The 25843-nt window shown below is 31.3% G+C and carries 24 protein-coding genes and 5 pseudogenes; 16 read left to right on the forward strand and 13 right to left on the reverse strand.

The features are described from left to right. Nucleotides 1-77: 77 nt before the first annotated feature. The 4 genes from DFR85_RS20780 to DFR85_RS20795 form a co-directional block, all read right to left on the reverse strand. Entirely contained in the window at nucleotides 78-1457 is a 1380-nt protein-coding gene (locus DFR85_RS20780; RefSeq protein ID WP_110269924.1) for an oligosaccharide flippase family protein, read from the reverse strand. 174 nt (nucleotides 1458-1631) lie between these two features. After that, nucleotides 1632-2555, reverse strand: coding sequence for an FkbM family methyltransferase (locus DFR85_RS31690; protein WP_210433937.1), 924 nt, complete (start codon nucleotides 2553-2555; stop codon nucleotides 1632-1634). A gap of 653 nt (nucleotides 2556-3208) precedes the next feature. Beyond that, the gene (locus tag DFR85_RS20790) at nucleotides 3209-4117 is read right to left on the reverse strand and encodes a hypothetical protein (protein WP_162582675.1); all 909 of its coding nucleotides are present in this window, start codon (nucleotides 4115-4117) and stop codon (nucleotides 3209-3211) included. Then, nucleotides 4086-6416, reverse strand: a complete 2331-nt coding sequence (locus DFR85_RS20795; protein ID WP_110269926.1) for a hypothetical protein — start codon at nucleotides 6414-6416, stop codon at nucleotides 4086-4088. The genes DFR85_RS20790 and DFR85_RS20795 overlap by 32 nt, the downstream gene beginning before the upstream one ends. A gap of 53 nt (nucleotides 6417-6469) precedes the next feature. Here DFR85_RS20795 and DFR85_RS20800 point away from each other — a divergent pair, with 53 nt between their 5' ends. The 6 genes from DFR85_RS20800 (at nucleotide 6470) to DFR85_RS20820 (ending at nucleotide 11750) form a co-directional block, all read left to right on the forward strand. Continuing rightward, nucleotides 6470-7366 carry a glycosyltransferase gene (locus tag DFR85_RS20800; protein WP_246253063.1) on the forward strand — a complete coding sequence of 299 codons (897 nt, stop codon included), beginning with the start codon at nucleotides 6470-6472 and terminating at the stop codon, nucleotides 7364-7366. A gap of 11 nt (nucleotides 7367-7377) precedes the next feature. Continuing rightward, nucleotides 7378-8412 carry a glycosyltransferase family 4 protein gene (locus DFR85_RS20805; protein ID WP_110269928.1) on the forward strand — a complete coding sequence of 345 codons (1035 nt, stop codon included), beginning with the start codon at nucleotides 7378-7380 and terminating at the stop codon, nucleotides 8410-8412. Nucleotides 8413-8718: 306 nt separating this feature from the next. Continuing rightward, nucleotides 8719-9441: a glycosyltransferase family 2 protein gene (locus tag DFR85_RS20810; protein ID WP_210433938.1), complete on the forward strand. Its 723-nt coding sequence runs from the start codon at nucleotides 8719-8721 to the stop codon at nucleotides 9439-9441. A 400-nt stretch (nucleotides 9442-9841) separates the two neighbouring features. After that, nucleotides 9842-10108 (forward strand): hypothetical protein, encoded by a 267-nt coding sequence (locus tag DFR85_RS31835; protein WP_246253019.1) that lies wholly within the window; start codon nucleotides 9842-9844, stop codon nucleotides 10106-10108. Next, entirely contained in the window at nucleotides 10089-10709 is a 621-nt protein-coding gene (locus DFR85_RS20815; protein WP_246253020.1) for an FkbM family methyltransferase, read from the forward strand. The genes DFR85_RS31835 and DFR85_RS20815 overlap by 20 nt, the downstream gene beginning before the upstream one ends. Before the next feature lie 264 nt (nucleotides 10710-10973). Further along, the gene (locus DFR85_RS20820) at nucleotides 10974-11750 is read left to right on the forward strand and encodes a class I SAM-dependent methyltransferase (protein ID WP_110269929.1); all 777 of its coding nucleotides are present in this window, start codon (nucleotides 10974-10976) and stop codon (nucleotides 11748-11750) included. Nucleotides 11751-11849: 99 nt separating this feature from the next. Here the strand turns inward: DFR85_RS20820 and DFR85_RS20825 are convergent, their stop codons facing one another. Further along, nucleotides 11850-12746, reverse strand: a complete 897-nt coding sequence (locus DFR85_RS20825; protein WP_110269930.1) for a glycosyltransferase family 2 protein — start codon at nucleotides 12744-12746, stop codon at nucleotides 11850-11852. Between the two features lie 53 nt (nucleotides 12747-12799). Next, a pseudogene (locus DFR85_RS32240) lies at nucleotides 12800-13527 on the reverse strand (class I SAM-dependent methyltransferase). Nucleotides 13528-14105: 578 nt separating this feature from the next. Here DFR85_RS32240 and DFR85_RS31845 point away from each other — a divergent pair. From DFR85_RS31845 to DFR85_RS20860, 7 genes are all read left to right on the forward strand, one after another. Then, nucleotides 14106-14315, forward strand: coding sequence for a class I SAM-dependent methyltransferase (locus DFR85_RS31845; RefSeq protein ID WP_246253022.1), 210 nt, complete (start codon nucleotides 14106-14108; stop codon nucleotides 14313-14315). Between the two features lie 54 nt (nucleotides 14316-14369). Then, nucleotides 14370-14732 carry a class I SAM-dependent methyltransferase gene (locus DFR85_RS31850; RefSeq protein ID WP_246253064.1) on the forward strand — a complete coding sequence of 121 codons (363 nt, stop codon included), beginning with the start codon at nucleotides 14370-14372 and terminating at the stop codon, nucleotides 14730-14732. 516 nt (nucleotides 14733-15248) lie between these two features. Continuing rightward, on the forward strand, nucleotides 15249-15725 hold the full coding sequence (locus DFR85_RS20840) for a hypothetical protein (RefSeq protein WP_110269931.1): 477 nt from the start codon (nucleotides 15249-15251) through the stop codon (nucleotides 15723-15725). Nucleotides 15726-15769: 44 nt separating this feature from the next. After that, nucleotides 15770-16165, forward strand: coding sequence for a HEPN domain-containing protein (locus DFR85_RS20845; protein ID WP_110269932.1), 396 nt, complete (start codon nucleotides 15770-15772; stop codon nucleotides 16163-16165). Nucleotides 16166-16254: 89 nt separating this feature from the next. Beyond that, complete coding sequence (locus tag DFR85_RS20850; protein WP_168367115.1) at nucleotides 16255-16860, forward strand: hypothetical protein; 606 nt, start codon at nucleotides 16255-16257, stop codon at nucleotides 16858-16860. Between the two features lie 330 nt (nucleotides 16861-17190). After that, nucleotides 17191-18003 (forward strand): hypothetical protein, encoded by an 813-nt coding sequence (locus tag DFR85_RS20855; RefSeq protein ID WP_110269934.1) that lies wholly within the window; start codon nucleotides 17191-17193, stop codon nucleotides 18001-18003. A gap of 151 nt (nucleotides 18004-18154) precedes the next feature. Further along, the gene (locus DFR85_RS20860) at nucleotides 18155-18943 is read left to right on the forward strand and encodes a glycosyltransferase family A protein (protein ID WP_110269935.1); all 789 of its coding nucleotides are present in this window, start codon (nucleotides 18155-18157) and stop codon (nucleotides 18941-18943) included. A gap of 680 nt (nucleotides 18944-19623) precedes the next feature. Here the strand turns inward: DFR85_RS20860 and DFR85_RS20865 are convergent. The 4 genes and pseudogenes from DFR85_RS20865 to DFR85_RS20880 form a co-directional block, all read right to left on the reverse strand. Continuing rightward, a pseudogene (locus DFR85_RS20865) lies at nucleotides 19624-19716 on the reverse strand (IS1 family transposase); the annotation flags it as partial. A gap of 372 nt (nucleotides 19717-20088) precedes the next feature. Further along, on the reverse strand, nucleotides 20089-20829 hold the full coding sequence (locus DFR85_RS20870) for a hypothetical protein (protein WP_110269936.1): 741 nt from the start codon (nucleotides 20827-20829) through the stop codon (nucleotides 20089-20091). After that, on the reverse strand, nucleotides 20816-21415 hold the full coding sequence (locus tag DFR85_RS20875; protein ID WP_110269937.1) for a hypothetical protein: 600 nt from the start codon (nucleotides 21413-21415) through the stop codon (nucleotides 20816-20818). The genes DFR85_RS20870 and DFR85_RS20875 overlap by 14 nt, the downstream gene beginning before the upstream one ends. A gap of 10 nt (nucleotides 21416-21425) precedes the next feature. Beyond that, nucleotides 21426-21938 carry a hypothetical protein gene (locus DFR85_RS20880; RefSeq protein ID WP_110269938.1) on the reverse strand — a complete coding sequence of 171 codons (513 nt, stop codon included), beginning with the start codon at nucleotides 21936-21938 and terminating at the stop codon, nucleotides 21426-21428. A 227-nt stretch (nucleotides 21939-22165) separates the two neighbouring features. On the opposite strand from DFR85_RS20880, the pseudogene DFR85_RS20885 reads away from it, so the two are divergent. Then, a pseudogene (locus DFR85_RS20885) lies at nucleotides 22166-22967 on the forward strand (hypothetical protein). On the opposite strand, the gene DFR85_RS20895 reads toward DFR85_RS20885, so the two are convergent. Further along, on the reverse strand, nucleotides 22928-23746 hold the full coding sequence (locus DFR85_RS20895; RefSeq protein WP_246253023.1) for a transposase: 819 nt from the start codon (nucleotides 23744-23746) through the stop codon (nucleotides 22928-22930). The pseudogene DFR85_RS20885 and the gene DFR85_RS20895 sit on opposite strands and share 40 nt — an antisense overlap. Nucleotides 23747-23853: 107 nt before the next feature. Next, nucleotides 23854-23946: pseudogene (locus tag DFR85_RS20900) on the reverse strand (IS1 family transposase); the annotation flags it as partial. 130 nt (nucleotides 23947-24076) lie between these two features. On the opposite strand from DFR85_RS20900, the gene DFR85_RS20905 reads away from it, so the two are divergent. Together DFR85_RS20905 and DFR85_RS20910 are read left to right on the forward strand one after the other, a co-directional pair. Continuing rightward, entirely contained in the window at nucleotides 24077-24976 is a 900-nt protein-coding gene (locus DFR85_RS20905; protein WP_110269941.1) for an AAA family ATPase, read from the forward strand. Between the two features lie 5 nt (nucleotides 24977-24981). After that, nucleotides 24982-25590: a hypothetical protein gene (locus DFR85_RS20910; protein ID WP_110271789.1), complete on the forward strand. Its 609-nt coding sequence runs from the start codon at nucleotides 24982-24984 to the stop codon at nucleotides 25588-25590. 64 nt (nucleotides 25591-25654) lie between these two features. Here the strand turns inward: DFR85_RS20910 and DFR85_RS32245 are convergent. Next, a pseudogene (locus DFR85_RS32245) lies at nucleotides 25655-25788 on the reverse strand (RNA-guided endonuclease TnpB family protein); the annotation flags it as partial. Between the last annotated feature and the right edge of the window lie 55 nt (nucleotides 25789-25843).

Raw genomic sequence — 25843 nt, forward strand, 5'->3', positions numbered from 1 at the left:
TTTTGATTTTAATATTTAACAAAGCTCACTATATAGCAGCTGTTGGCTAGTAGAAACTTAATTATCAAACTCTTTCACTATCTCGCGATTAAATAAAGAATCCTAGTTATCCTCTTTAAACTATAGGGAGTAAAGCCTTCAATTACCTTAACTTCTTCATTACTTATTATTCCTAACAATTTGAAACTCAAAAGAACTACTATTAATACTACTTCCCAATTTATGAAAGCTAAAAAAGATAAACCTATTAACGCAAGGCCTGCAATTTCCCTCCTTTCCAGTTTGAATACACCTTGGAAATGAGAAAAGAGTAAGTAGAGAAGTGAAGTAATAATCGCGTTAAAAGCTTGAGCAATCGCCGCTCCGTAGATACCTATCCTAGGAATAAGATAATAAGACACTCCTACAACCTCTGCTGCGCTAATTATGCCTATAATTATGAAAGGTCTATAATCCTTTTTTACGGTAATCATAAAAGTGGATAAGAGCTGTAACGGCATCGTTGAAGTTAAGGACAGAATTAACAACTGCATTGAAGGAATTCCTAAAACGTACTGTGGGAAAAACTTCGAAATGAAAAGAGGGGAAATAGCGTAACCTAAAATAGCTAAAGGTAGAGAAATTAGAGTAACAATTCTAAAACTCACGGAAGAAATCTCTTTCATGTCCTTCCCTTTAGCGTAATAATACGTCGAGGAAGGGAGAAGAGAAGAAGAGAAAGATGAGATAAGCATTGATGGAACAACCGCAGCTAAGGCTACTAACTGGTATATACCCAAGTAATAGGAGCCTAAAAGGAAAGCAGTAACTACCCTGTCCCCTTGACCAGAAATGAAATAAACGATACCGGTTAAGTATATAGGAAAACCTACCTTTGCAATTTCCTTAAACGTAGTCTTGTCAAGAGAGAACTTGAATGGGAGGTAAATTTGATAGTACACAACTTTCATTACAGCCCCCAGAGTCCAAATCAATATTAGGAGCTCTACACTATGGTAGAAAATTGCTATGATTGAAAAACCCCACCTGGAAATAGTGAAAACTGCATTACCTACATTAACTTCAGTAAACTTACCTAAACCTGTTAACAATTGGCCTTGATAGTTTGTGAAAAGATAGATCACGAAATAGGGGATAGACATCCATAAATATGACGGAAAGAACAAGAGGAAAAGGAGGAGGGGAGATACTAGGAGAGAATAAGAAAGGGATGTGTAGACGAGCTTATCATAACCTTGAGAGGAAGCGTAAGAATGTGAAACTTCTCTGGTAACCAGTGAAAATGGAAGGATAGAGAAAAATGCTCCAGTAATGGTCTCCATAAGTTGAATTATTGCCACTTTTCCTACAAAGGATGGAGTAGCTAAGTGTCCCGCTACAAGGAAGAATGCTAATGCAAGAACTGAGTTAAATAACGTTGTGGAAAGGAATTTGAGTGCCCCACTTAATGGATTCACATAGTGTAAATACTGTGGAAATTTTTAAAGGTTTAGGTATAAAAAGTAGTTAAGCTTTGTGTTTAAAGATAGATTTTATATGGCTATTTACTCAATTAAAAACTATATTGAGGTGTTAAATAAAATAATTTTTATCATTTATAATTATATACATTTTACTATTAGTACCAAAAATTAGCTAAATTGAATAATAAGTTTATCATTTTTGTATGCCTTTAAAATCCCTATAGGTTTATCCTCATAGTCTACATTAAACCCTGATTTTCTCAAAATGTCTGGAAGATCCTTAGGGTAATCATGAAACTCTAAGATTATATTTTCTATCCTATTTAATATGTCTGCGGGAAGATCTCTTAACACGGTGTATTCGCATCCTTCGCAGTCCATCTTAAATAAGAATATAGTATCAATATTATATTTTTTAATTATAGATATAAGAGATATTGTAGGCACTTTAATCTTTTGCTCAAATTTCATTCCAGATCCAATAATGTAAGGAGAAGGGTTGGCAGTATTTACATTAGGTTTGTCTGAAGAAATAATAAATTCTGTATATCCCTCATAATTAGCTAATGCATAAGGTAATAAAAATACCTTATTTTCTAGATTATTAATTTTTATATTGTATTTTCCAAGTTCATAAGACTCGGGAAAAGGTTCTAGTGCAATAACTTTTTCTGCCCCGTTAATTGCGAAAAAAATAGAAGAGTCTGCATTAGAAGCACCTACATCTATAATAACTCCTCTAAATGATTTGCCGTAGATCTTCCGTTCATATATTTCGTCTAAATGTATAATATCCGCTCCTTTCGTAGTTCTGATATTTAAACATATTTCTTTACATAAAATAATGTTATTCTCATATGCTTCCTTAACTTTCCATCCTCTTTCTAAAAAGTTAAGAAGAACATATAGATCGTAAACACTCCTTAAAAATATCTTATGATTGTCTTTCAGCTCGACTTCTAGAGTATTAACTCTTTTATTGGTCACTGTAAGATACAAAATATCAAACCAATTGTTAACAAATCGTAATAATAATCGCGTAAACCTCATAGAATTGCCTAGTTTGCTAATTAATCCCATTGATCTTTTCATATAATTTTCTTTATTTAAGCCTTTTGTTAGTATTTTTACTTTTAGTGTTGGGCTTTATCTATGTGTCTACAGTATTCTCATTAATCTATTAAATAATGGGTATCACACGTTTCGCCTCTAACAGAGGTGGGAAATTGGAATCTATGAGTGTCAACTTTGTGCCTCTACATATTTCTTTGTGATCATAATACCCTGTTTTTCTTTGTATACTGTTAACTAAGTTTAGAACCTAGAGTAATTTGGTTAAAATCATCCACACGGGATTTTTAGCTCCTCTCTTATTAGATCGTTCTAGGGGCTTCATAGCGAGCTTACATTAGGGTTTTATCCCATTGAAAGCCTTGGGCTTATCTTGTTTCTTCCATTACTTGTTTATTTCTTTTACTTTATTCTCGTAATACTTAGTTTTGTTAGTTCTCTAGTTTTGCATTGATTCCTCGTTGGAGAAGGCTACTAAGGCTGTTAATAGAAGTTTGGAGATAATCGAGTATTCTCTAGTAATAGTCTTATGATGAGGAAGCAAATTCCAGGATTTGTAGCTTAATGACAATACTTTCCATGCGTCAAATAATTCATTCTTTAAAAACTTGGTTCAAATTTCCCTAAATCCTCTTTCATTAAATATATAAATATTTAATAAAAATTAAATAAAATTATAATATTATATTATTCTTATTAATTTTTATAATATTCTTTTCAATTTTATAGTTTAAATATATAATATTAATATAATTTCTAAGATATCTTTTATCATTATTTCCTAACGTTCTCCCATGCAAGTGTTCTATATTAAAATATATAGGTTTATATGAACTCGTATTTAATATATTTAAAAATACATCCATATCTTCTACTCCATTAATATAGGTCTCATCAAACAACATCCCATTATTTCTTAAAATGTAATATGGACTTATGATTAGAAATTCTCCGAAGAAAGCAATATTTTTTACGCATATTAATGGTCTACAAATTAGATCGAAAAAATTTCTATATTGATAAAAATAAAATTTTGAATTAAATTTTTTTAGAATAGCAAATTTTTGTTTATATTTTGATAAAAATAATAAATTTGATAAGAAAGTAAATTTACATAATTTGAATACATGTGACCCTCCAGCGCCTACAACTGAATTAACCTTCTTATTGTCAATATTTAGGAGCTTTAAATATAATTTTATTATATCATCTCTAATAATTATATCATTATTAGAAATAATTATCCATCTTGGATTGTATTTTAATGCTATCGCCATACCCTTATTAACACTTCTTGCATAATTAAAATATTTACCCTTACTCTCAACTAATATTGCGTGAAAATTTTTAATAGACTCCAGTAGATTTATTGTTAGTTTGTCTTTAATATCTGGCGTAGGAACTATAAATACTATTTCTGAGTCTCCTTCTTTTTCAACTATGTTTATTTCAGCTGAAGGTCTAGATCTAGACCATTTAATTAAATCGCCAGCGTCGTTAAAACAATAATAGAATTTTATTATATCAATAATATTATCACTGAAATAGAGTCTATCTGGATCTTCTTTGCAAGTCATTTGCATCAAAAAATCTAGTAATAAAACAATACTTAAAAACGTTGTTCTTCATTAGAATTAATATGAATGCTATAATTATTAACAAGTAAAAGTAAATTAGATACATATATTGTGAAACATTTTTCCCGTTATAACTGATTATGATAGTAGACGAGTTACTCATTATGATAAATGACTCATTCGAATAAGCTGGTATTACTTTATTATAACTACTTATATACTCATTTATTCCAGATTGATAATTTTCTCGTATCAGAACAGGTATAAGTGAATTATAATCATCTTTAGCTATTTTTATAATGATCACGCTGGGATTTTCATTCTCTACTTCTAGTCTGGGAACGTTATTTAGCTTTATAACTGTAATATCGCTAGAACTATATAATATTGTATAATTCTGTAAGGACTCAGTGATTTCTTTTTCATAGCTAGAGCTTACCAAAGCAGCTGAGGAGTAATTAACAAAACTTAAGTTTAAGGCAGAAAGTAATATATGAAATTCCGAAACATTAATCCATAAAGGTTTAGAAATATTTACAAAAATAATATATTTAGGGATAACTGCTATAGTTTCGGATGAGAAATTATATACCAATATTTGTGAATTATTATAAATAATTGAGGAGGAAGGAAGTGTGCTAGTTAGCTTTTTTATCTCCACTTTATTTATGTAATTAGTAGTGAAGTAGTATTTTGGAATAAAATTTTTGGTAATAACGATATAGTTTATTCCTAATAATCTTGCGGCATTTAAAAATGGTTGATAAGAAGATAAATTAAACGATGGATAAATAGTAATAAACCATTCTAATGAATAACAGTTATATGGGAAATATGACGCATATACATTCCCATTAAATAATGTTTGCCAAAATCCTGCTCCTACGTACGTATTATTAGAAGAAAAATTATATGCAACATAAACTCCACTTGTGGGAAAAACTAAGATTCGTGGATTCTTATATGGACCATCATTTATGATGTTTGAGACTTCCCATAAGTAATTGGGCGGATCCCATGCATAACTTGTATGGGTGGCGGAATTTGTTAACACTTGACCATTATAATAAGGATAAGTTTGTGCAAAAAGAATTAGCAATAATAAAACTACTGATATTATTCTGAGTAGCTTGTTTTTGATAGAGATTAGTCCGTTTCCCAATGCTATAGATAGAGAAACAAATATCAAATATGTAAAGGAAAGCCACGGAATATCTAAACTCCATAAATAGGGTATACTCGAATATAATTTAATATAAGATGGGAAGAGATAAGGGGCAGCTAACCAAGCTGACAGTAAAAGAAAAGTCATTAAACTAATATAATAGATCTTAGGTATATTTCTATCTTGACTGATAGCTGGTAATACTAGTAACGTTACAAATAAACCACTAATGAAAATATAGTAATAGGGAATTAGGGAAATAGTATTAGAAGGTAAATATGTTAAAGTTAGTACATTAAAAATTGAGCCATTAAATGACTGCATGTAGAATTTTAATGCGTTCACATAGTATGCTTCTCCTACGTGGGAAGAAAAATAACTCACTGCACCGTAATAAGAAGGAAGTAATGATATGATATTCAGTGAAACTAGAATTATCACACTAACTACTAAAAGAATCAGCTTTCTCTTTACCCTGAGATTTGATGAGAATAATAACCCTATAAAAAATATCCCAATAATCACATAAGTTGTAACTACTAAAGTTAATACAGATCCTATAAAAATTATAAGTAGTAATGAGGCTGCAAGTATTTCCAGAAATTTTACTATTAGGTTGTCATTATCCATTATTATTGAATCTATAAAATAAATTATCCATGGGAATATTGCATGAATGGGTATAAATGTACTAGGTAGTAGGAGAAGTTCATAATAGAGATTCAGTCCAGAATTTAGAAATATCTCCGCTCCTATTGTCGCAATAAATGAAAATATGCTAATATTAATATTATATCTTTGAATATTTTTATATATCAATAGAGATAGCGCAGAGTTACCTATGAATGTGGTTACTAAAAAACTTACCATTTCTCCATATTTATTAAAAAAAGGAAAATAAAAGAAACCATATATTATTAATATAATATTATTTCCAATCGATCCGCCATTAACATTAGTAAAGAAGGGCTGATAATTGTAAAAAAAGGACATGCTAAGCGGAAATGCGTTATCTCCTACACTGTAAAACACATATTTATGGAATAAAATAAGTTCAGTTATTAATGCGGAAAATGTACTTGACAGAAGAACGAAATAATACTTATTGTGAATCAGCCTATACATACTGTTGATGTTCATTTTTCTACCCTTAACTTTTTAAGTAGTTCTAATAAGTTTTGTTGTTAGATACGTTGTCTATCTCTGTATGCATAGTTACATATAATCCTGATACTGAAATAGTATTCAAGATTATTCATATCCTAAAAAACGCTCGTCTCCCCATAATTCTAATTGATAATAACTCCTCTGATAAAAACTTTTTAAGCTTATTACAAAGCGTGAACACTATAATACCTTTAGAAAACAATGTTGGTTTAGGTAAAGCATATAATATCTGCTGTAAAGTTTCTAAAGAATTAGGGGCAGAATGGGTATTGTTTCTTGATCAAGATTCATTACCCTTAGAACCTTTTAGTGTTAATGAGGTTATAGAAAAGTTAAAAAATGATGCTCAACTTTATTATAATACAGCAATAGTTTCAATTAATAGCGATACTGCGACTAAAACCATTAGTATCAATGAGGATTTCTATTTAGCTAAGTATATAGTAGGAAGTGGTATGATTGTTAAAAATAGTGTTTGTGAGAAATATAAGTTTCTTGAAAATTTATTTCTATATAGTATAGACATAGAATATGCCACTAGATTACGACGAGCTGGATATTACATACTTGCCTACAAAAAACAAATGCTTAAGTACAGGATTGGAGAGACCTATAAAAAATATAGGAGAAGAATTCCTAGATATCTTAGTTATTTGTTGTCTAAGCTAACTGGAAAAGACTTGATAAATTATCCCTTTTATTCTAATCCAATGAGATATTATATAATTCTGAGGAATAATATATATCTACTAACTCGCCGCAAGGTCGAGATAACTTATTCCAAGTACTTACCCTTCTTTGTATTATATTTGTACGAGAGTTTAGGGTTAAAAGAGACGTTAAAATATGTTTTAAGAGCAATAAAGTATGGAATTTTTGGCGACTTAGATAACGACAACAAAAGAATATTTAATTTGAAGTAGAGGTAATTGGCATGGCAGTAGAGGTAGTATTCTTTAATATTCCTCATTTAAGTGTGGGAAGAGGAGGAGAGGTATGGGAATCTCAAGTTATTGAATACTTAAATAGAAGTAGTGAATTTAAGGCAAAACTTATAACCACAAATTGTTGTCACATAAAAGACGTAGTAACAAGTTTCGAATATAAAGTTATACCCTTAAAAAAATATTTTGGTTTACATTTATTTAACTATATCGATATAAAAAATGATCTTGAAGAAGCTGAGATAGTTTACTATTTTAATTCATTTATTGGTAGTCAATTGCCTATTCTTAAGAATATCAAGAATATTAACAAAATCATATTTGGTTATCATGCGAAAAACGATTGGAACTATATTCAACGCGTTTATTATAGACTTCTAAGCTATAAAATAAGAAATATTGGTTATCACCACGTACTTACAAGATTTTATTACGAAATACTCATAAAGAGAGGATTCAATAACGTGTTCATAATACCTAATTTCGTAGATTTAAGTGAGTTCAAAAGAGTTGAAAAAGACAAAAATTTAATTGTAGCGCTTGGTGCAGTAACCAGGGAAAAAGGTATAAACACATTATTAAATATTGCCAAAGTAAAAAAGGATTTAACGATATATATTACTGGAAATAAACCATCTATGAAGTTACCTAAAAATTTGAAATATCTAGGCAAGTTAAATAGAGAAGAATATACTAAACTCTTGGCAAAATCTTCAATTTGCATCTTACCTACGTACGGGGAAACGTTTTCGATAACATTTCTGGAATGTCTTGCGTCAGGTAATTTGGTACTAGCAAGAGATTTACCAGTTCTAAGAGAGATTTCTGGAGGTATAGAAAGCGTTGATTTTGCCTCTAGTGATAATGAATTTATTATAAAACTTGAGAATCTTATGAACATATTAGATAATATGTATAAGTTCGACATTCTTTCAAATAAATCTATAGAGAGAGCTAAATTATTTGATAAAAATATAATTTTAGAAAAGTTTAAAAATAAATTGCTCGAAATCGCTAAGGAATAACATAATGTCGTCACTGGACTAGAAATTATGTTACTAAAGTTAATTCGAATAAAAACTGTAAACTAACTAACATTTTTAGTATAATTAATCGCTTATAGCTTAATGTTGATACTGTGAAGAATAATAACTATAGAGCAGATTTTGTAATCGCTTTAAAAATAGGCTAAAGTGTGTAATTTTTATCGAATTCATAAGCAGTCTAACTCAGTCTGCTTGCAGAGAATCTTATCAACTCAACTAGGTATTAACGCAATAGTTAATATGGAAGAGAATATAAAGTTTAAAGTACTCTAGCTAGTAGTTAAAATGGATGTTAATAAAATTTCCGTAATAATTACAGCACATAATAGGAAAAAATATATTCTAGAAGCTTTAAGCTCAGTTATAAATAATAATTTATCGAAAGATAAATTAGAAATAATAATAGTAAAAAATTATAAAGATAGCGTTATAGATTCTGAAATTGAGAGGCTTTCTAAACAATACAATATAATTTCAATAATAGAGAATGATTTTAGATTAGGGGCGAAAATATCTAAAGGAGTTAAAAGCAGTTCGGGTGACGTTATAACTTTTCTTGAGGATGACGACATATATTTGCCCGCTAGGCTTTCTAATATTTTTCAGATATTTGAAAAAGATAGCAATATAATTTTTTATCATAATATGTTTGAAATTGTTGGTGATAAAAAAATAAATGAGATTGTTTCTGACTATAGGCATAATATAATATTAGCTTGTAATGATAAGCGAAAGATATGGAAGCAAATAGCTAAGACAGAAGCTAAGTTTAATCTTTCATCAATGGCGATAAGAGCTAGTGTATTAAGATCATGGATGGATTTAATTTCTAGAATTAATCTTGCAGTAGATAATACGTTATTTTACATTTCATTAACCGAAAAGGGATACCTAGTGATAGATCCTAGAATATTTACTAAGTTTAGAGTATCTGACAAAAAAGATTGTACTAAAAACGAGAAAGAGCTCTATCCTTTTGTGCAATCTATGACCAAGAAATTCTACTAAGACTTCATTTTATTACATTCTGTATTCAGAGATAGCTATTTCGATTACAGCCTAAGAGAAGGTTTATTATTTTGGTATTTAAAACATAGAATTCTCTGTGAAAAGAATAGTACAAACTATGATATACATATTACAAAATTTTTAGATTTAATCCTTAGAAATAGGTTGCTTATAATATTATATTTTGTATCTTAATTACCTTATAGTATAAGAAAATATTTTATAAATAGATATTTTATTCGATGATATATACATTTAATTATTTGATAAGCACTTAAAGTTGAAATTTAAACATTATCAACTAACATTATTATTTATATATTAGCTTCAAATAAACCTTTGAAGGTAGAAAGTAATGTCGAGAGAATTATTTTATAAATTGTCTTATTTTTTTCTTATTTTGAGCAATAAATATGGATTTACAAATAATTTACATTTCTTGATTAAGAAGGGTAAGATAAGGTTTCCAAGCGGTCATAGTATTAGAGTAGATAGAGAGAACTTTAGGGATATACTATCTCTTTATCTTTTCTCAATTAAATACGGTGTGGATATAGGAAATGACTGGAAAATAGATGAAAATAATTATACACTAACTACACCAGATGGAATAAAATTTTCGCTTAAGGGATTTGATAATATAATATTTGCGGAAACATTTCTGTAGGATATCCATTTTATATGATACTCATTTTATAGATTATAATTTAGAAGGTAAAAACGTAATACATGCTGGAGCATATGTGGGCGAGACTGCATTATATTATGCTAAAAAAGGTGCTTACGTATACGCTTTTGAACCTCAGCTAGACTGTTATAATATGGCTATGCAAAATCTTAGATTAAACCATGAATTATCTAGTCGAATAGTATTAAAAAATTGGGCTATAGGAGAAGATGGTGAAATAGAATTTCCACAAACAAAATGTAATGGAGGTATATCTGCTTATGATAATTACAAGGAGAAGGTAAAGGTAAGAAGTGTAAGCATTTCTACGATTTTAGATGAGTTTAACATTGCCAATCCAGATATATTAGATTTAGATATAAAAGGGGCAGAATTCCAAGTTATTAACGATAAAGCTATACAAAAATTTCAGACTGTTAGAATAGAATATCTTACAGTAATCAACGGTAAGAGGATTGGGGATTTAAATTATTTGATTGAGAAACTTGAGGCTTATGGATTTACCAAAATTAGAATTTATAAGCATAATGAGTTGCCGTTAAATATTTCAGTTAATGGTACAATTCTTGCATCAAAATAAAATTAATTATTGTTTATATTTATTGAGAAAACCCTAAATCACTAAATTTCGTATATTAGAATTATATTTAATAATATAAAGTAAATTCTATTATTCTATTAATTGAAAGTCGATAATCTAAAAGATATATTGTCTACATACTTATCTCCAATGAATACCTAAAATTCTAAGATATCAGGTAGATTAAGGAGTTATTATAAAAACATAATTTAACAGGAATGATAAACAGAAATGCTTTTAGATTATTTTTTTTAATGATAAGTAATGGACGAATCATTTAGGGATTTTTACTCAAGGGAGCGTAGAGTTTATGAGGGTACATTAGAAGAAGAACTAGGAATACGTAAATTCGAAATAGAAAATAAGAGGATGCTATATTATATAATGAGAGAATTAAAATTGTTGTTTCCAAGCGGTATTAATAATGTCCTAGACGTAGGAGGGGGAATTGGAGCGACCTTGTATTCTATAAGCCAATATGTGAAGATAAGTAACGCTTATAGTGTGGATTTATATATACCCCCTGAGTATATACAAAAAGTTTTACATAATATAAAATTTGTAAATGCTACTGTATATGATTTAAGCAAAATATTCAATGAGAATTTTTTTGATGTTGTATTACTAATAGACGTAATAGAACATTTATTTGATACGGATAAAGCAATAGCCGAAATAAGGAAGGTTTTAAGGAAGGATGGCTTCTTAGTAATATCTACTCCTAATCTTTCCTCGTTAGCAAATAGACTATTATTACTTTTTGGGTATCAACCTCTTGGTACAGAAGTATCTACCAATAAACACTATGGGAGACCAAAGAAATACAATTTAAGAGAAGGTGTTGCTGGTCATATAAGGGTGTTTAGTTATAAAGCGTTACTTGAGTTCTTGAAAGATAATGGATTTGAAGTCATAAAAGCATATACTGTAATAAATAATTGGCCTAAAGAGTATAGCCTTTTAAACCACATAGAAAAATTCCTTATAACCATTGATAAATCATTAGGATCAAGAATATTGGTTATAGGAAAGAAAGTATAAACAAGTTTGAAAATCAGTAACATGTTTGGCAGTAAGTAATAATTTAAGGAAAATTGACGGACCGAAATAAGCCTTATATTATTAGAAGCTAAAATAGGCTTAGATATACCTATTTTTCTCGACGTTAAAGAGCCCATCAACCATACCCTGCACTACTGCCTTAACTCCTCTTATTCCTCTTCCTGCTTTGTTTGCGACGTATATCCAATACGTTAAATAGATTGGAAGAGACATGAAGAAAGTCGCCTTTTTGGGTAAAGGATCAAGATCTCTGTGAAAAACTATTTTTGATTTAATTGCATAATACAATCTCATCTCATTATACCTTCTAACCCCCTCCTTTATATCCACGTCATGATAAACCCTTGCAGATCCTAAAGTCGCGTTCTTGTATCCTAGTTTCTTTATCTTATATTGTAAATACCCATCCTCCCCATTCCAAGGTATTCTCCTCCACGGAATTAAACCGGCTTTCTTTATTGCTTCCTTTCTAAACATGTAACTGTTAGCAAATATATCTACTTCTATCACTTTCCCCTCTAAGCTCTTGCAAGGGAAGCCAGAATATAAGGAAATTGTCCTTCTCATAAACTTAGAGAAGACTGCGCCAGCATACATAACCTTATCTGGAGACGAGTAATAGCAAGTGACTGGGGCTATCGTTCCAACTTCCTCATGCTTTTCAATATAATTTAAAAACTTTTCAATTGTATCTCTTTCTACTACATTATCATCGTCTATAAAGAATATGTAATCCCCTTCAGAAGCTTCTATAGCGTCATTTCTGGACTTAGCTACTAACGTAGGTTTCTCATGTCTAATGTATTTTACGTAATGGAATTCATTTTTTATCATTTCCTCAGTACCGTCAGTAGAAGCGTCGTCCACAACTATAACTTCAAAATCCTTAAAGGTAGATTCTTTAAGTGAGTTTAATAGCCTTCTGAGTTTTTCCTTCCTATTGTACGTAGGAATTGCAACACTTACTTTTACCATCAACTTTACATGGAATTCTAGTTTAATATAGTTTATCACGTATGTTAAAGATATTATTTTATCACATATATAAATCCTAAGTTCTTTAACGTATGTTCAACCTTAACTTTATACCATTTCTGTGTAAGTTATTAACCAAATCTGTATATTCTTTATCCCATTCTATAAATGCCTCTGGAATTTCCTTTTATTATAAGGAGCTATAACTCTTTCATGGCCGTCACAATTAATTTTTGCCGTATCAAAGGAACCGTAAGTTTTAGTTAAACTTTCCCAACTAATTGTATTTTCGTCATCCTTTGCTCCAACACCTTTATCTACAATAATTACATTATTAACGCCGTTTATCTTTAAATCCTCGCATAATTTCAACTTTCCTTTTATTTATTTCTACTGCTACAATTTCTTTAGCTCCTGCCAGTGAGAAGTAAATTAGGGAATCACCAATACCAGCTCTTATATCTAACACTTTTTTCTTAACATTTATCCTCCAATAATCTGGGAAAGAATCTCCTGGGTAACTTAATTTCTAACCCCTCAAATAAATTTCCCTTCCTTTAAATTGAAATTTCACACTATCTTCATTGAGCTCAGTGATCCTTAGTCCGGCTAACAAAACTACTTCATTAGGTTTTAAATATAAGACTTGTCCATTTCTTAATTTACATTTTATTTTCTCTCTATGAAAATAAATGTCGAGCATTACTGAATATCAGTTTGCGAAAGTTATACTATACTGTCTTATTAATTCAAGTAGTCGTTTAGGCGGGATATACTCCATATTCTCTAATATAAGTTTTTAATTATTAAACTTCTGGTAAAAGACACAATATAGGAGTTTTACGAGTAGCATTTTAGGGAAAATTCTAGAGTTAAATAATTTTCAAAATTATGTGGAGATAAATTTTGAAGTTCCATTATATACATATTAGATTTTTATGGTATATCATAAAATTAAATATAAATATTAATGGAGCCCTTTATAAGAATATTATAATAAGGATTTTCCAATAAATGCTATACGAGTAGCATTATATTAGGTTAAAGTAGCTTAACATATACTAAAAAGTTTTAAGACTAAAACAGCGGTTATTAGATTTTGCCTTGACTTCAAGGCTACACTTAACGAGAAATCTCATAACTGCTGACTAAAAGAAGAAGTTTAGGATCGTAAAACAAGGAGACAATCTTAGATATACGTTGCAGTGATTATCCAATTACATTAGCAAGCCCTACATAGCTAACAAAAATGGATATGTCTTTTCTAGACGGGAATTGAAAAAGAGTTTAAAGTTTAGTTTGTCGTCTGATTTTATTTTTATCTTATAGCTTTAAATCTCACTTTTCCTATTTCATACTGTGAGTTTATTCCGTTACGGAGGTTTAAGGATAGAGATACCTATAGGATACGAGTACGTTTATTACTCAACGTTCATAGTAGGTGAGTACGATTTCTTAAGGTTCAAGAAAGAAGACACTGTACTAGATGCCGGAGCTTTTATAGGCGATTTTACAGTGAAAATTGCTAGGAAAGTTAAGGAAGTAGTAGCTGTAGAGCCGTTACCTTGAGCTTTCGAAATTCTGAAGAGGAACGTTGAGGTTAACGAGTTAAAAAACGTTATCCTGGTCAATAAGGCACTTTACGATGAAGATGGGATAAAAATTAGGATATCCGATGAGAGGGTAGGGAGTAAGGTATCAAATGAGGGGGTAGAGGTTATTACGACTACCATAGAGTCACTAGGTAAGTTTTCTGTGGTTAAGATGGATATTGAAGGTACAGAAGGTAGGTTAATTAAAGGTAATTGGTTGAATTCTGTTAGGGAAACTGCCATGGAATTACACGGTAATGAAAACGTTATTAGTATACCGGCAACGTTAAGGGATAAAGGGTTTAATGTAAGGTTTATGAAATGGAGTGATGTAGTAAAAAATTCGGTAAAGAAATCTCTTTACACTTTCTGGACTTTCTTAAAGCAGAAATGAAAACATAGATTATGAGCAACGCAATTAAGGAGTTCTAATAATATTTTCAATATAACATTAAAAAGGCAAATTCTTATAGCCACAGCTTTATATAACCCATGAGAGGTAGTGAAGGACAATAATTTCAGATAAGTTCTTTAAAGAAGATTATCCGGAAGTAGTATTTATATTTTTAATATGTCAGTAAATTAATAAGCTTTAGAAAAGATATAAAGTTATAAGAGTTTTACAATAGATTGAACTGTAAAGTAAATTTAAAGATTATTTGTAAAGTGTCAGGACGTTAACTTAACAAAAATTATGTACTGTTAAATTCAGTTTTTAAGTAGGTTTTTCTATACTCATCTATCTTTCAAAATTTTGAAATTTATTATATAGTAAGGTTTAATTATTAAGGAAGTTATGCATATTGTTGAGAGTCTAGTTTATAGTAATACTATTTTTTAAGTCTCTCTACAGTAATACCTTATTATTAAGAAGAGAAGTCATATATATTATACAAACAAAGGATAACGTATGTCAGTAATAAATAATCTTTTGAATTACTTCGAAAAACATCGGGAAATAATACAAAAAATAAAAGTGGAAGAAATAACAGAAAATTTTCGGTATACTGACAATCAATCAAATAACTCAAAATTTTCCTTGGAAGGGCCTAGTTTAGTATTTGTCGGAAATCAAGCACCTGGGGAACCTAATGATCTTAGACAAGCGTTAATGACTTCATGGGCTTTCATGGAAACTTATAATCAAGATTTCAATATAGAAATCTTAATTACAATATGGGGACCTATGTGGAATGTAGGAAAAGATGCTGAAGAAACTTATAATTTTGAATTTAGTGTAGTTGGAGATAACCCTATGAAGATAATATATGATAACCAAGAATTAGGAGTCATTTCAAAGAAGTATTGTGGTTTTAAAGCTAAAATAACCGATATAAATGATATCAAGAGTCATTTTAAAGAAGTTTGTGAAAAGAAGGCTACATAAGTATTTTCAAATAATTTCTAAGATCTAAAATTCATGGGATAAAAATGACCAACGCTTACGTTTCTTGTGCTGACTTGCTTTTAGAGGAGGCTAAAAGAGATCTGGAAGCTTCAAGATTACTTTATGCTGGGAAATATATAGAACAATCCTTATTTTACTTACAGCAAGCTACTGAGAAAGCTCATAAAACTTTCAGATGTGCTATGCAATATTTATTTCAAAGCGTTCCTGAAAAGATAGGAGAGTGCATGGAAAGTAAGCTAACTCAATCATCTCCCTACTATCCCTTAGTATATACCGTAACTTATTACATTAAGCAGCTGAAGATTGACGATATTGAAAAGTTTTTAAAAGAAAAATATTCTCATGACACAATAAGTGGATTTTTTGAAGAATTTGAAGAGTTTGATAAGGAGTTTAAGTTTTTAAAAAAATATTAATATATACATTAAATACTATATCACAGAATTTAGGTACTTTAATAGACGATATGACCAATATTGTCATAAAAAATATAATATATGTTAAAATGAAAGAATTAAAAAATTACTTGGGTCAAAAACATGCTGAAGAAGAACATATAAAACGGATCATTGAGTATTATAATCTTAAAAATCCTATCGTATCTAATATATTATCTATATATTTATATGATTCTCTTAAGAATATTTTGCAAAACTCTTTAAATAATATAATGACAATTTTTGATGAGAAAACTAAAGAAGAATACGATAAATATTTACGTAGTATGGTTAATAGTGTTTCCTCTGCGATTATTTCTTATGAAATATTAGTATTATTAAATTTGGTGCTAAGTAATTATGCAGAAGCTTCAAGATACCCCGATCTTAAGAATTTTAAACCTATAAAAGATAGGATACCACAGTATATATTACAGAATTTAGAACAACTCATGAATTCTGCTATGCTTTCATTAGACTTTATAGAAAAATTAGTGGTATTTATAAAAAATATAGATAATAATTTTAGTTATATATGTGATAAAATTGAGAAAAATAGCATCGTTGAAGTAATAAACATAATAGATAAAACATTATCTATTTATGGAAAAGATCTTTCATCAATGTTAAAGGATATTAATAAATTAATTCATGAAAAGAAGAACAATAAATAATTAACATTAAATATATGTTATAATGTCTAGAGAGTCTTACAGAAGTACTAACTTTGAATAACGAGTCGAGCGTAAGTTTAGTTTATATTATATTTCTAGTTTGAGCTATTTAAATCTCAGATGTTCTTATGAGAATTTTAGGGCATATTAGCTAAGATTAGGCTTTTATTTTTTAATTACCGTTTTAATTTACATGGAGTCAATATTTTCCAATTTGAATATTTTAAATTTTCTAGAAGGTCTTTTTAACAAATTATAGCTGGAATTATACTTGGTGTTATATCGGGAATCATAGCCTCATTACTTTTCACTAAATTAACCAAGCCTAATTTGAAAATTGACATAGATGAGACTGAATTAGATATAAAGGATGGTCAAACTCTACACGTAAGGGTAAGAAATGATAAAAGGTGCCATATAATTGATACTAATACTGCTTACGAATGTTATGGGCGCATGTGGATATTTTGGAGAGATTCAAATAAAAACGAAATAAATTATTATTGCCGTGAAAAGGACAGAGTAGATGTATGTAAGCTAGAAGAAAAGAAATCCCCTTTAGGTCCTTATACCCTTAAATGGTCCAATCTACCTTCATCTAAATATAAGAGATTTGAGACTATTATAAACATTCCATGCGGTGTTAAGGAAAATTGCAAGCTTGGTAGACAGTTAGATTTATTTGGAGTAAAAGTAATAAATAATGAGCCTTATATTATAATTCAAGATACTCAACAGCAAGCTAGTAGGGATGATATTTGGAAAGATATTTCTAGTAAATATAAGCAGCAACTTCCACCTAATATATCTAATCTACCTCCTTACGAGGCAGTAGATATATGTCTCTTTAAGGTTAATGAATGTCAAGAAGATATTAAGAAAGAAATTCTCCAAGGAGGGAATATTTTAAGAATACTTTTCAATTTTCCTTCTCAAAGGATTTACTACATGGCAGTTAAAGTAATATGTGCAAACGCGAAATCAAAGATTGAAGTGTTTAAAATTGCTATAAATAATAATAAAATAAGAATTGAAAAATGCAATGATAGAAATATTTTAAAAAAGATCAAAATTGTTGTGAAGAGACACAATGAACCTCGTAATCCTTGCACAATCACTTCTAACTCTAAGAATAAATCTTAAGCCTAGAAAGTACAAGTTAGAAGACCTTACACTCGCAGTATATCTTCCAGGAGTGCAAATAACGAAATAGGAATGCCACAATCAACACTATACTACAAAAAACTGGGAAATTGTAAAAATCTATTTATCTCTGATTCCTTATTCTTCTCATGTGTTCTCAATTCAGATTCCTTCACTTCACGGTAAGTACTTAAGGGAAGTCTTTGAGTCTATTAGGCTCCAAACCTTTCAAGATTATGAAGTAGTTGTAGTTAACTCTGGAGGGGATGAGATAAGTGATTTGATTAGAGAATACGGTTTCAAAGAAGTGAGGAAAGATGTTAAACTTTTGGAAGCCCGTTATTTAGCAAATAAGGAAAGTAAAGGAGATTATGCCCTTTTACTTGATGAGACAAGGCCTTTGAGGAAGGATGCACTAGAACTACTCTCTAAAAACCTCCACGACATGGTTATAATTGGTGAGAGGGAGTTAGGGGAGTCGGTATGGGTTAGGGCAGCTCAGCTCGATAAGGATAACATAATGTACTGTAACTCACCGGAGGCAATTAAGGGATTTGCTTTACCCAGGGTCTTTAAAAGGGAGCTATTAACGCTAGCGTTGGAAACATTGAGGGTAAACTTGGGTGATGTATTTAGTCAAGTAGTGTTCCCAGACCATGAATTGATTTACTATGAGGCTTCGAAGCTTTCTAACGACGTAACGATTGTTAGGGACGAGTTAATTTACCATTACGGTGACGTTAAGCTGAGTGATATTATGAGGAAGTATTATCGTTATGGTAAGAGTTTAAAAGTGCTGAAGGGCACTCCTTATTCTTTCATGACTTCGGTTAGTAGAAAAAGGAGGAACATTTGTAAGGGTGGAATTTACGATAGGATTGTCTTATATACCCTTTACTCTGCGAGAGGGATTCCTTTCTTATTGGGAGAAATTCTATAAACAAAGGGAAGTGAAAAGAGTTAGAGACATCAGTTTAGTACTCTTTATAGTGGCAACAATACCTACATCCCTATTTTTCTGATAAAATTAAATAAAAATTCAGAGGATATTGCGGGTATTTATGTAAAGTTTGGAAGCCCGGTAAGTTTCTGTTAGCGTACTAAACATTTAAAAGTCTTATGAATGTAGATTTATAAACTCGCAAGGAACGGAAACGCTCATAAACTCAAGGCTTAATGGAATGACGACTTCAGAATCGAGGAGGGTGTAATTCATTATGATGGTGAAGTTGTATAAGAAGCGTGAAAGCTAGTGTTTACCCGCGGTTTAATTAAAAGTGATTAGTTACGCCACTGGTAAACACATACTACAAGAAGATAATATGCTTTTTATTAATTAATGTTTTTCTATATGATAGAATATAAAAATAACTTCTTCTTTAGTTTTACTAAAATCTTTTACTCTTTTCCTGCTCACTCAAAGCTACGATAAGGTGTATTGTACTAATTGTGATATGAAGAATTGCCAATATTACTAAAATATCTTTTTTTGTCATAAATAAAAAATCTGTTTTTTGATTTATAAATTTTTCTCAACAAAATTTTATATTATCTAGGCTGAGAATACTACATGGAGGCCAAGGTACTAGGTTAAGCCTAACTCATTTTTGACCTAAACAATTAACCTGGAACTAACCTTCTCTTCCAAAAGACTAAGGCTATCGAATACTTAATCATCTCTAAACTCCTGTTGACAGCCTTAGTAGCCCTCTTAACGAGCCTACAATGAGGAGTGTAGAGACTGTAACGCTTCTACGTAACTACTCGTTATTTTTAATCACTTCTAAATATCGTTTTGACAAGTTGTGTTTATATAGTATTACAAATGGTTTTTATTGATGATCTCCCTAACTGATGACGGGCACTGCTCACGAGGGTGGGAGTGATAAAAGTGTGGATGGGAGGGTATTGGCGTTTCCCTCGACCAGCCCCAAGGACTTAAGGGTGAATGCGTATGATCCCTTGAGAGGGGTGCCCGTGGTGGAATTAGAGGATAAGTTACGCCACGGGTAAACACAGTTTTTGCATAGTATCTAATAAATGACGAAATAAGAAATTGTGCTGAGAACAACGATAAATTATTTCCTAGTCATCGAAAATATTATAGCTCATGTCACACTCGATTTGCTCACATAGATCTTTCATGTCTTTATCAAGAATATAACAAATATCTGAACTAGAATTTTTATTTTGTAACCTCTCTAAGACTCTATTTAACATCTCGTCGTTCGAGTTAAACTCTGTTAAGAGTTGTAAAAAATTGTTAAGCAACCGCGTAGTGCATTCGTTTTTGCAGTTGCCTAAAAGCTTTAGATATATTGAAGCCCAAAACGCATACCCCTTAGAATATCCTAATCGCTGTTTGATGCTGCATGGAGTATTACTTTTACGTAACATACATGTAAATGCTTTATTGGCATATTCGTTTTCACTCTTCTTAGTATACAATATTAATGCGGAAATAAACTCAATGAGCCCTTCCTTTATCACTAAATTCACATGATCCCATTTCTCATTTTGTATGGAGTGAAGAAACTCGTGAAGAGCAATTTGTATACAAACATCGTCTGAAAAATATATAGTACCTCCAATATAACAAGCCTTTACGTTTTCAAGCTCTTCCTTAGCTATTTTGTAATTACTTATAAGATAAGCAGCCACACGTTCACGCTTACTTATTTCAAATTTAAGGTTTGATAACCTATTCAATAGGTTTTTATCACTGGTAACGTTTCTGAGAATAGCTTCTATTATTTTTCTAACTTCATTTATGCGTTGCCTATTAGATTTAGAGTTGAGATCAGCATGAAAATCACATTCCTTCAAAAAATTTCACCAAAGTACTAATCCTCTTTCTTGTATTCTCGATGCAGATGTTATGGTCTTTACAATTCGCAATATAATTGACATAAACCGCGTTTCTTAAACTCGCATAAGGTTCCACTACTAAATTCTCATTTAAATAACTGTCGCTTTTATATAACCTAATGGAAAAAGGTGACATATCGTCAAATAATTGCTTTATATCTACGTGCTTCTTAATAATTTCATAAATATTCCCGTCTATACTATAAACGCCCACATATGACGTCTCCGTGACCTCGTTACGCTTTTCAAATTTTTCAGATATGATATTCTCCACAATATCTACTACCTTATATACATCGTCATCATACTGGTTGAAATTCAAAATCACGGCCGGGTAAGAAGTTATTGTTATGTTAACATTTATATTATTATTAATTGCATTAATCTGCACTTCGTTATCCTCACTTATATCCTTTATAACTATTTCTTTATCTGAAGAATCTTTAATGATGAGCGATAAATAGTCGCGTAAAGCTGAAGAAAATACGCTTAACCCTTTTTGCCATGCTAATACAACGGCGAAACTTTGACTTAATATCTTCAACCCGGTTACCTCATCTATAAGCTGTTATTAATTCGGGCTTAAGAGTCTGTACTTCAGTACTTAACAGATAGCTTAATTTATTGGACGGAATTGTATAGAAGAATAGTTTTATATCGGAGGCATACTTGTGCTCCTCTATACTCCGATATTGTTCAATATTAGGTATTTTCTCTATGCCTATATCGTTGTAATTTTTCAAAATCTCTTCTTTAGTCTCATCTTTTGCAACCTCAAGTATATCCCTAATAACCCTACCATAAATTGCTCTAATATCGTAAAATATTTCGAGTAGGACTTCCTCAGGGTCTAGCACCTCAAACGCCTTTTCCAATATTTTCCTCTTAGCATCTTCACCTAGTGGTTTGTAAATAGTCCCAGTACTCATACCCATTTCCTTCATTACTTCCCTTAAGCTCTTACCCTCTTTTTCAGCAATACGGTGAACTAATTCCTTCATAAGCCCTCCGGAAAAGTATTGTGCATATACTAAGACGTATTCGTAAATACGTGCGTTATTTAACATATTGCGCCACTACTATATCTTCTTTTATGGAAGACATATATAAGCTTTGCTATCATCGGTGCTGAATTAGTTGAATTTTCTTAGATCTTAAGTTAGAGAGATAAAAATAAAATCTAAATCTTATGTTGGGTTAAAAGTTAGTTATACGTTCCTTTTAAGAAAAACTCAAGAACTCCACAAAGCACCTCCCACCATAACCCTTATAATCATCCACAACCAGTAACTTTATGGAAATACCTAGAAAATATCGTGTGAATAAAAATCTCAGCAACGACGCGTATTACCAAGCTTCAAATGATGCTGCACTTGCCCCACTAGAGGACATAAGAAAAGACAGTGCAATAAGACTACTACTAGGAGGAATAATAGGCAAGGGAACATACGAAATATCACAAGAGATAAACATGGACTACATGACACTACTCAAAAACTTAGACAAGATAGCAAACCTAATGAAAGCAGTAAAAAACATAGTAAAAGACCACCCAATCATACTCATAATAGACGACACACACGATCACAAACAATACGCAATACCAGTATCAAGAAACGCAACACAAGTATACTACCGCAAAGTACACAACGAGCCAGCAGATACTAATAATTGCAGTAAAGGACTTGAAAACAAACGAAACATACATACTCTCAATAATACCATACATACCACAAAAGGTAGTAGAAATATTAAAGGAAAGGGGAGAAAAAGTAGAATTCAAGACAAAAATACAAGCATACTTGAAAATACTACCAAAACTTGAGGAAGAGTTCAATGTCGTGGGCAAGGTCTTTAACTCCTGGTATGTTAACTCTAAAACGCTGTTAGAGGATACTGTGGGGGAACTCAAGGCCAACGCGCGTGTTGTCGAGGGTGGCAGACACGTGCCTGTTGGCGAGTTCCCCCAAGGGGAATACCTAGTGGAATATCTAGGGATGTTTTTAAAAAGTTTTCAAGCTTCCCTCAGACTACAAGGCCCTAGACCCCAAATTCATCACCACGAAAATAATTCAAGGGAGTTAAAAAGTGGATAAAATAATTTAACTAAATATTCTTGCAAAATAGTAATATTATCTTGCAAGAGCAAGATAGTTAGGAGTAAGCGGAAGTCTTCCTTGCTCGTTGTCCCCTTGAGGAGCAAGTATAGTGTATAGATTAACATTGCTAGTACGAAGATGAACAAGCGGAATAGCCAACTCCTTGATGAGGTAAAGATTAAGAAAGACTTAATCAACTTGTACGATGTTTCTATTGGCGTCCTAACCTTGTCATACCATTTCACAACAATACTCCTATTTACATCTAGATTTGTCCCCTTTGCCAAGTACTCCTTTTCCCTACCTTGATGCACTATTAGCCTAAATGTCGCTTTCTTACCATTTAACTTTACAGTATAATCTCCATCAAAATTCCTATGTATCCCTACCCACGGGTACTCCAATGATGAAGTTGACAAGTAGTTGATCACATCTACCGAATAGAAACCGGCATCTAGTGTTACTAATTCTATTTCTAGGCCCAATGCTAGTATTTGTTGTATTAGGCTTTCAACTATCTTTAGTCTAGTCATTCCTTTTTCTACGCGTGTGAATGCTAGTATTAGTGTTTTTCCCTTTACTCTTGTGGTTGCTGTTGCGTAATTCCACGCGTAGCCTTTTTCTGACCCTCCTAGTCCTTCTACGGGTTTTCCCTTGTATTCTATTGATGTCCAGTCTATTGATATTTTTACACGTTTTCTTCCACCTAGTTCCTTAACGGAAATTGTTTTGATCACGTTTAGCATTTGGTCTATTACTTGTGGTTGTTCTTCCACGTAGTTTCTAACTGTTTTTGGTAATATGCCAAGCTCTTTTGCCTTGTTTTCTACTGAATCTTTTGTTAGTGCTGCTGTTACAAGTGTTTTCTTGACTTCTTCTGCCCCTGCCTACCCAAAGGCCTACCACACTTAACAACATGATGAGAACCACAAGAGGGACAAGAAACGTCTTGCCTAAATACAGGCTTCCTACCCATAAGTAATACTCATAATACAAATATAAATAGCTTAATGCCGACACTATCAGATAATTTTCCAATTTTGCTCATGTTGGATAACGTCATAATCTTTCAAAACATTTTAAAACTCCTAGAAAAGATATAAAGTATGAATATAAGTGAGGTAGTTGTAGAGGGTTTTAGGGGACTTAAAATTGCTACTAGGCTTAAGAGGGTTAATATTGTCGTTGGGGAGAACGGTAGCGGTAAGACTTCTTTTCTTGAATCAATTTTTATGTCAACTCTTTTCCAATCAGATATAAATGATAATGATATACACACTTCTCTCATTTATATGCTAAACAGTAGGGGAGATATTCTTTCAGCATTTTCCACTCTGTCTGACTCTAAAGTTGGACTTGATGATGTAACAACGCAATTTAAGAAGATTGACCCTAACAGTATTGATGTTAAAATAAATAATGAAAAAGTAGCTGAAATTAGAATAAAATCTGGAATCTTAACAACTAAGAATTTATCTGGACCGTTCTTTTTGCCAACTGTAAGGAATATAAAAAGGGTCAATACTAAATATTCTCCTCTTTACATTTCTACATTCTTTGATTCCTCAGGTAATCCGGAAAGAATTTATAGTATTGCGAAAAGAAAAAATAAAAAAATAGAATCCAATTTTGAAATATTACAGGATGAATATGGTCAGTTTAAGCTATATTATGATAGATTACCCGCCTATGTTATGGGCAGAGGGCTCTTAAAGAGGGAATTAATAGAACTAGCCCTAATGTCATCTGACATCCTCTTAATCGATGAAATTGAAAATTCCCTTCATCCCGATCTTGTAATGGAAGTATTGAATGATATAAAGCGGGAAGAGGGAGTTCAAGTAATTTTCACTACTCACGTAAATGAAGTTGTAAAAATGGCGGGAAAAGTACTTAACGATTCTGAGGCTCAAGTAATTTATCTATCAAAAGCAGGTTATAAAACGTACAAGCTTTCAGAAATTTCTGAATTTGAGAAACCCCTTAGTTGGTTAGGATACGTGTGAAACCTATGGCTATAAGTTGTGATAGAATATTTGTAGAAGGTGCTACTGAAAAGATCATTCTTAGTAAGCTAGGTTTTAATGAAGGCAATGTAGAAGTAGTAAAATTTGGAAAGGAAGAGGTGATTAAGGAATTTAAAAAGTACTTGTCTTCCTCTATGTCTATCTTGAAAAAGGGAAATGTATGTTTTGTAATAGATGGAGACGAGGAAGGATATAAAGGTGTTTATGATAGACTCAAGAAGGATATAGAAGTACTAGATTATTCTCCACCGTATATAAAAATGTGTAAGGATAACTTATGTTATGTTTTAGTAGTCATAGGCGATAAAAATAATGATTTTAAAGGTTGTATTGAAACAATATTGTTGGAAAAACTAAGGATAGACGAGAAAATTAATGATGTAATACTCAGAGTATTAGAATATGAACAACAGAAAGTAGGTCATCTTTCAATGTGTGATAGAGGCAAAATACGTTTTTATTTATCGATATTTTTACTTTCTGGAGAACCTACATTGCTTTATCTATCTAAAAGGTTTACAGAAGAATTATTTAGAATAGTTGAAGAGGATGTCATAAGAAATATTATCGCCGATTTCATAGAAATCAAATAGAATTACCAAAAAGCTTTTATCGCTTACGTGAAAAAAGAGAGGTTCACATACCGGGGTTTGGACTTCATTGAATTTTCATGAAATTATATCTAATCCTCAGCCCTTGGGCTTCACCAGAGTCACTTCCGTTACCCCTCCGCCCCTTTAGCGGGATAACCCCAACCCACACCCGTGAATGTGGGGAAACCCGCAAATCTTTTAGCCACACCTTTCGGGAAAACCATGTCTGGTGTGACTTTACTCATATTAACCA

This window comes from Acidianus brierleyi (assembly GCF_003201835.2).
In the GTDB taxonomy this organism is placed as follows: domain Archaea; phylum Thermoproteota; class Thermoprotei_A; order Sulfolobales; family Sulfolobaceae; genus Aramenus; species Aramenus brierleyi.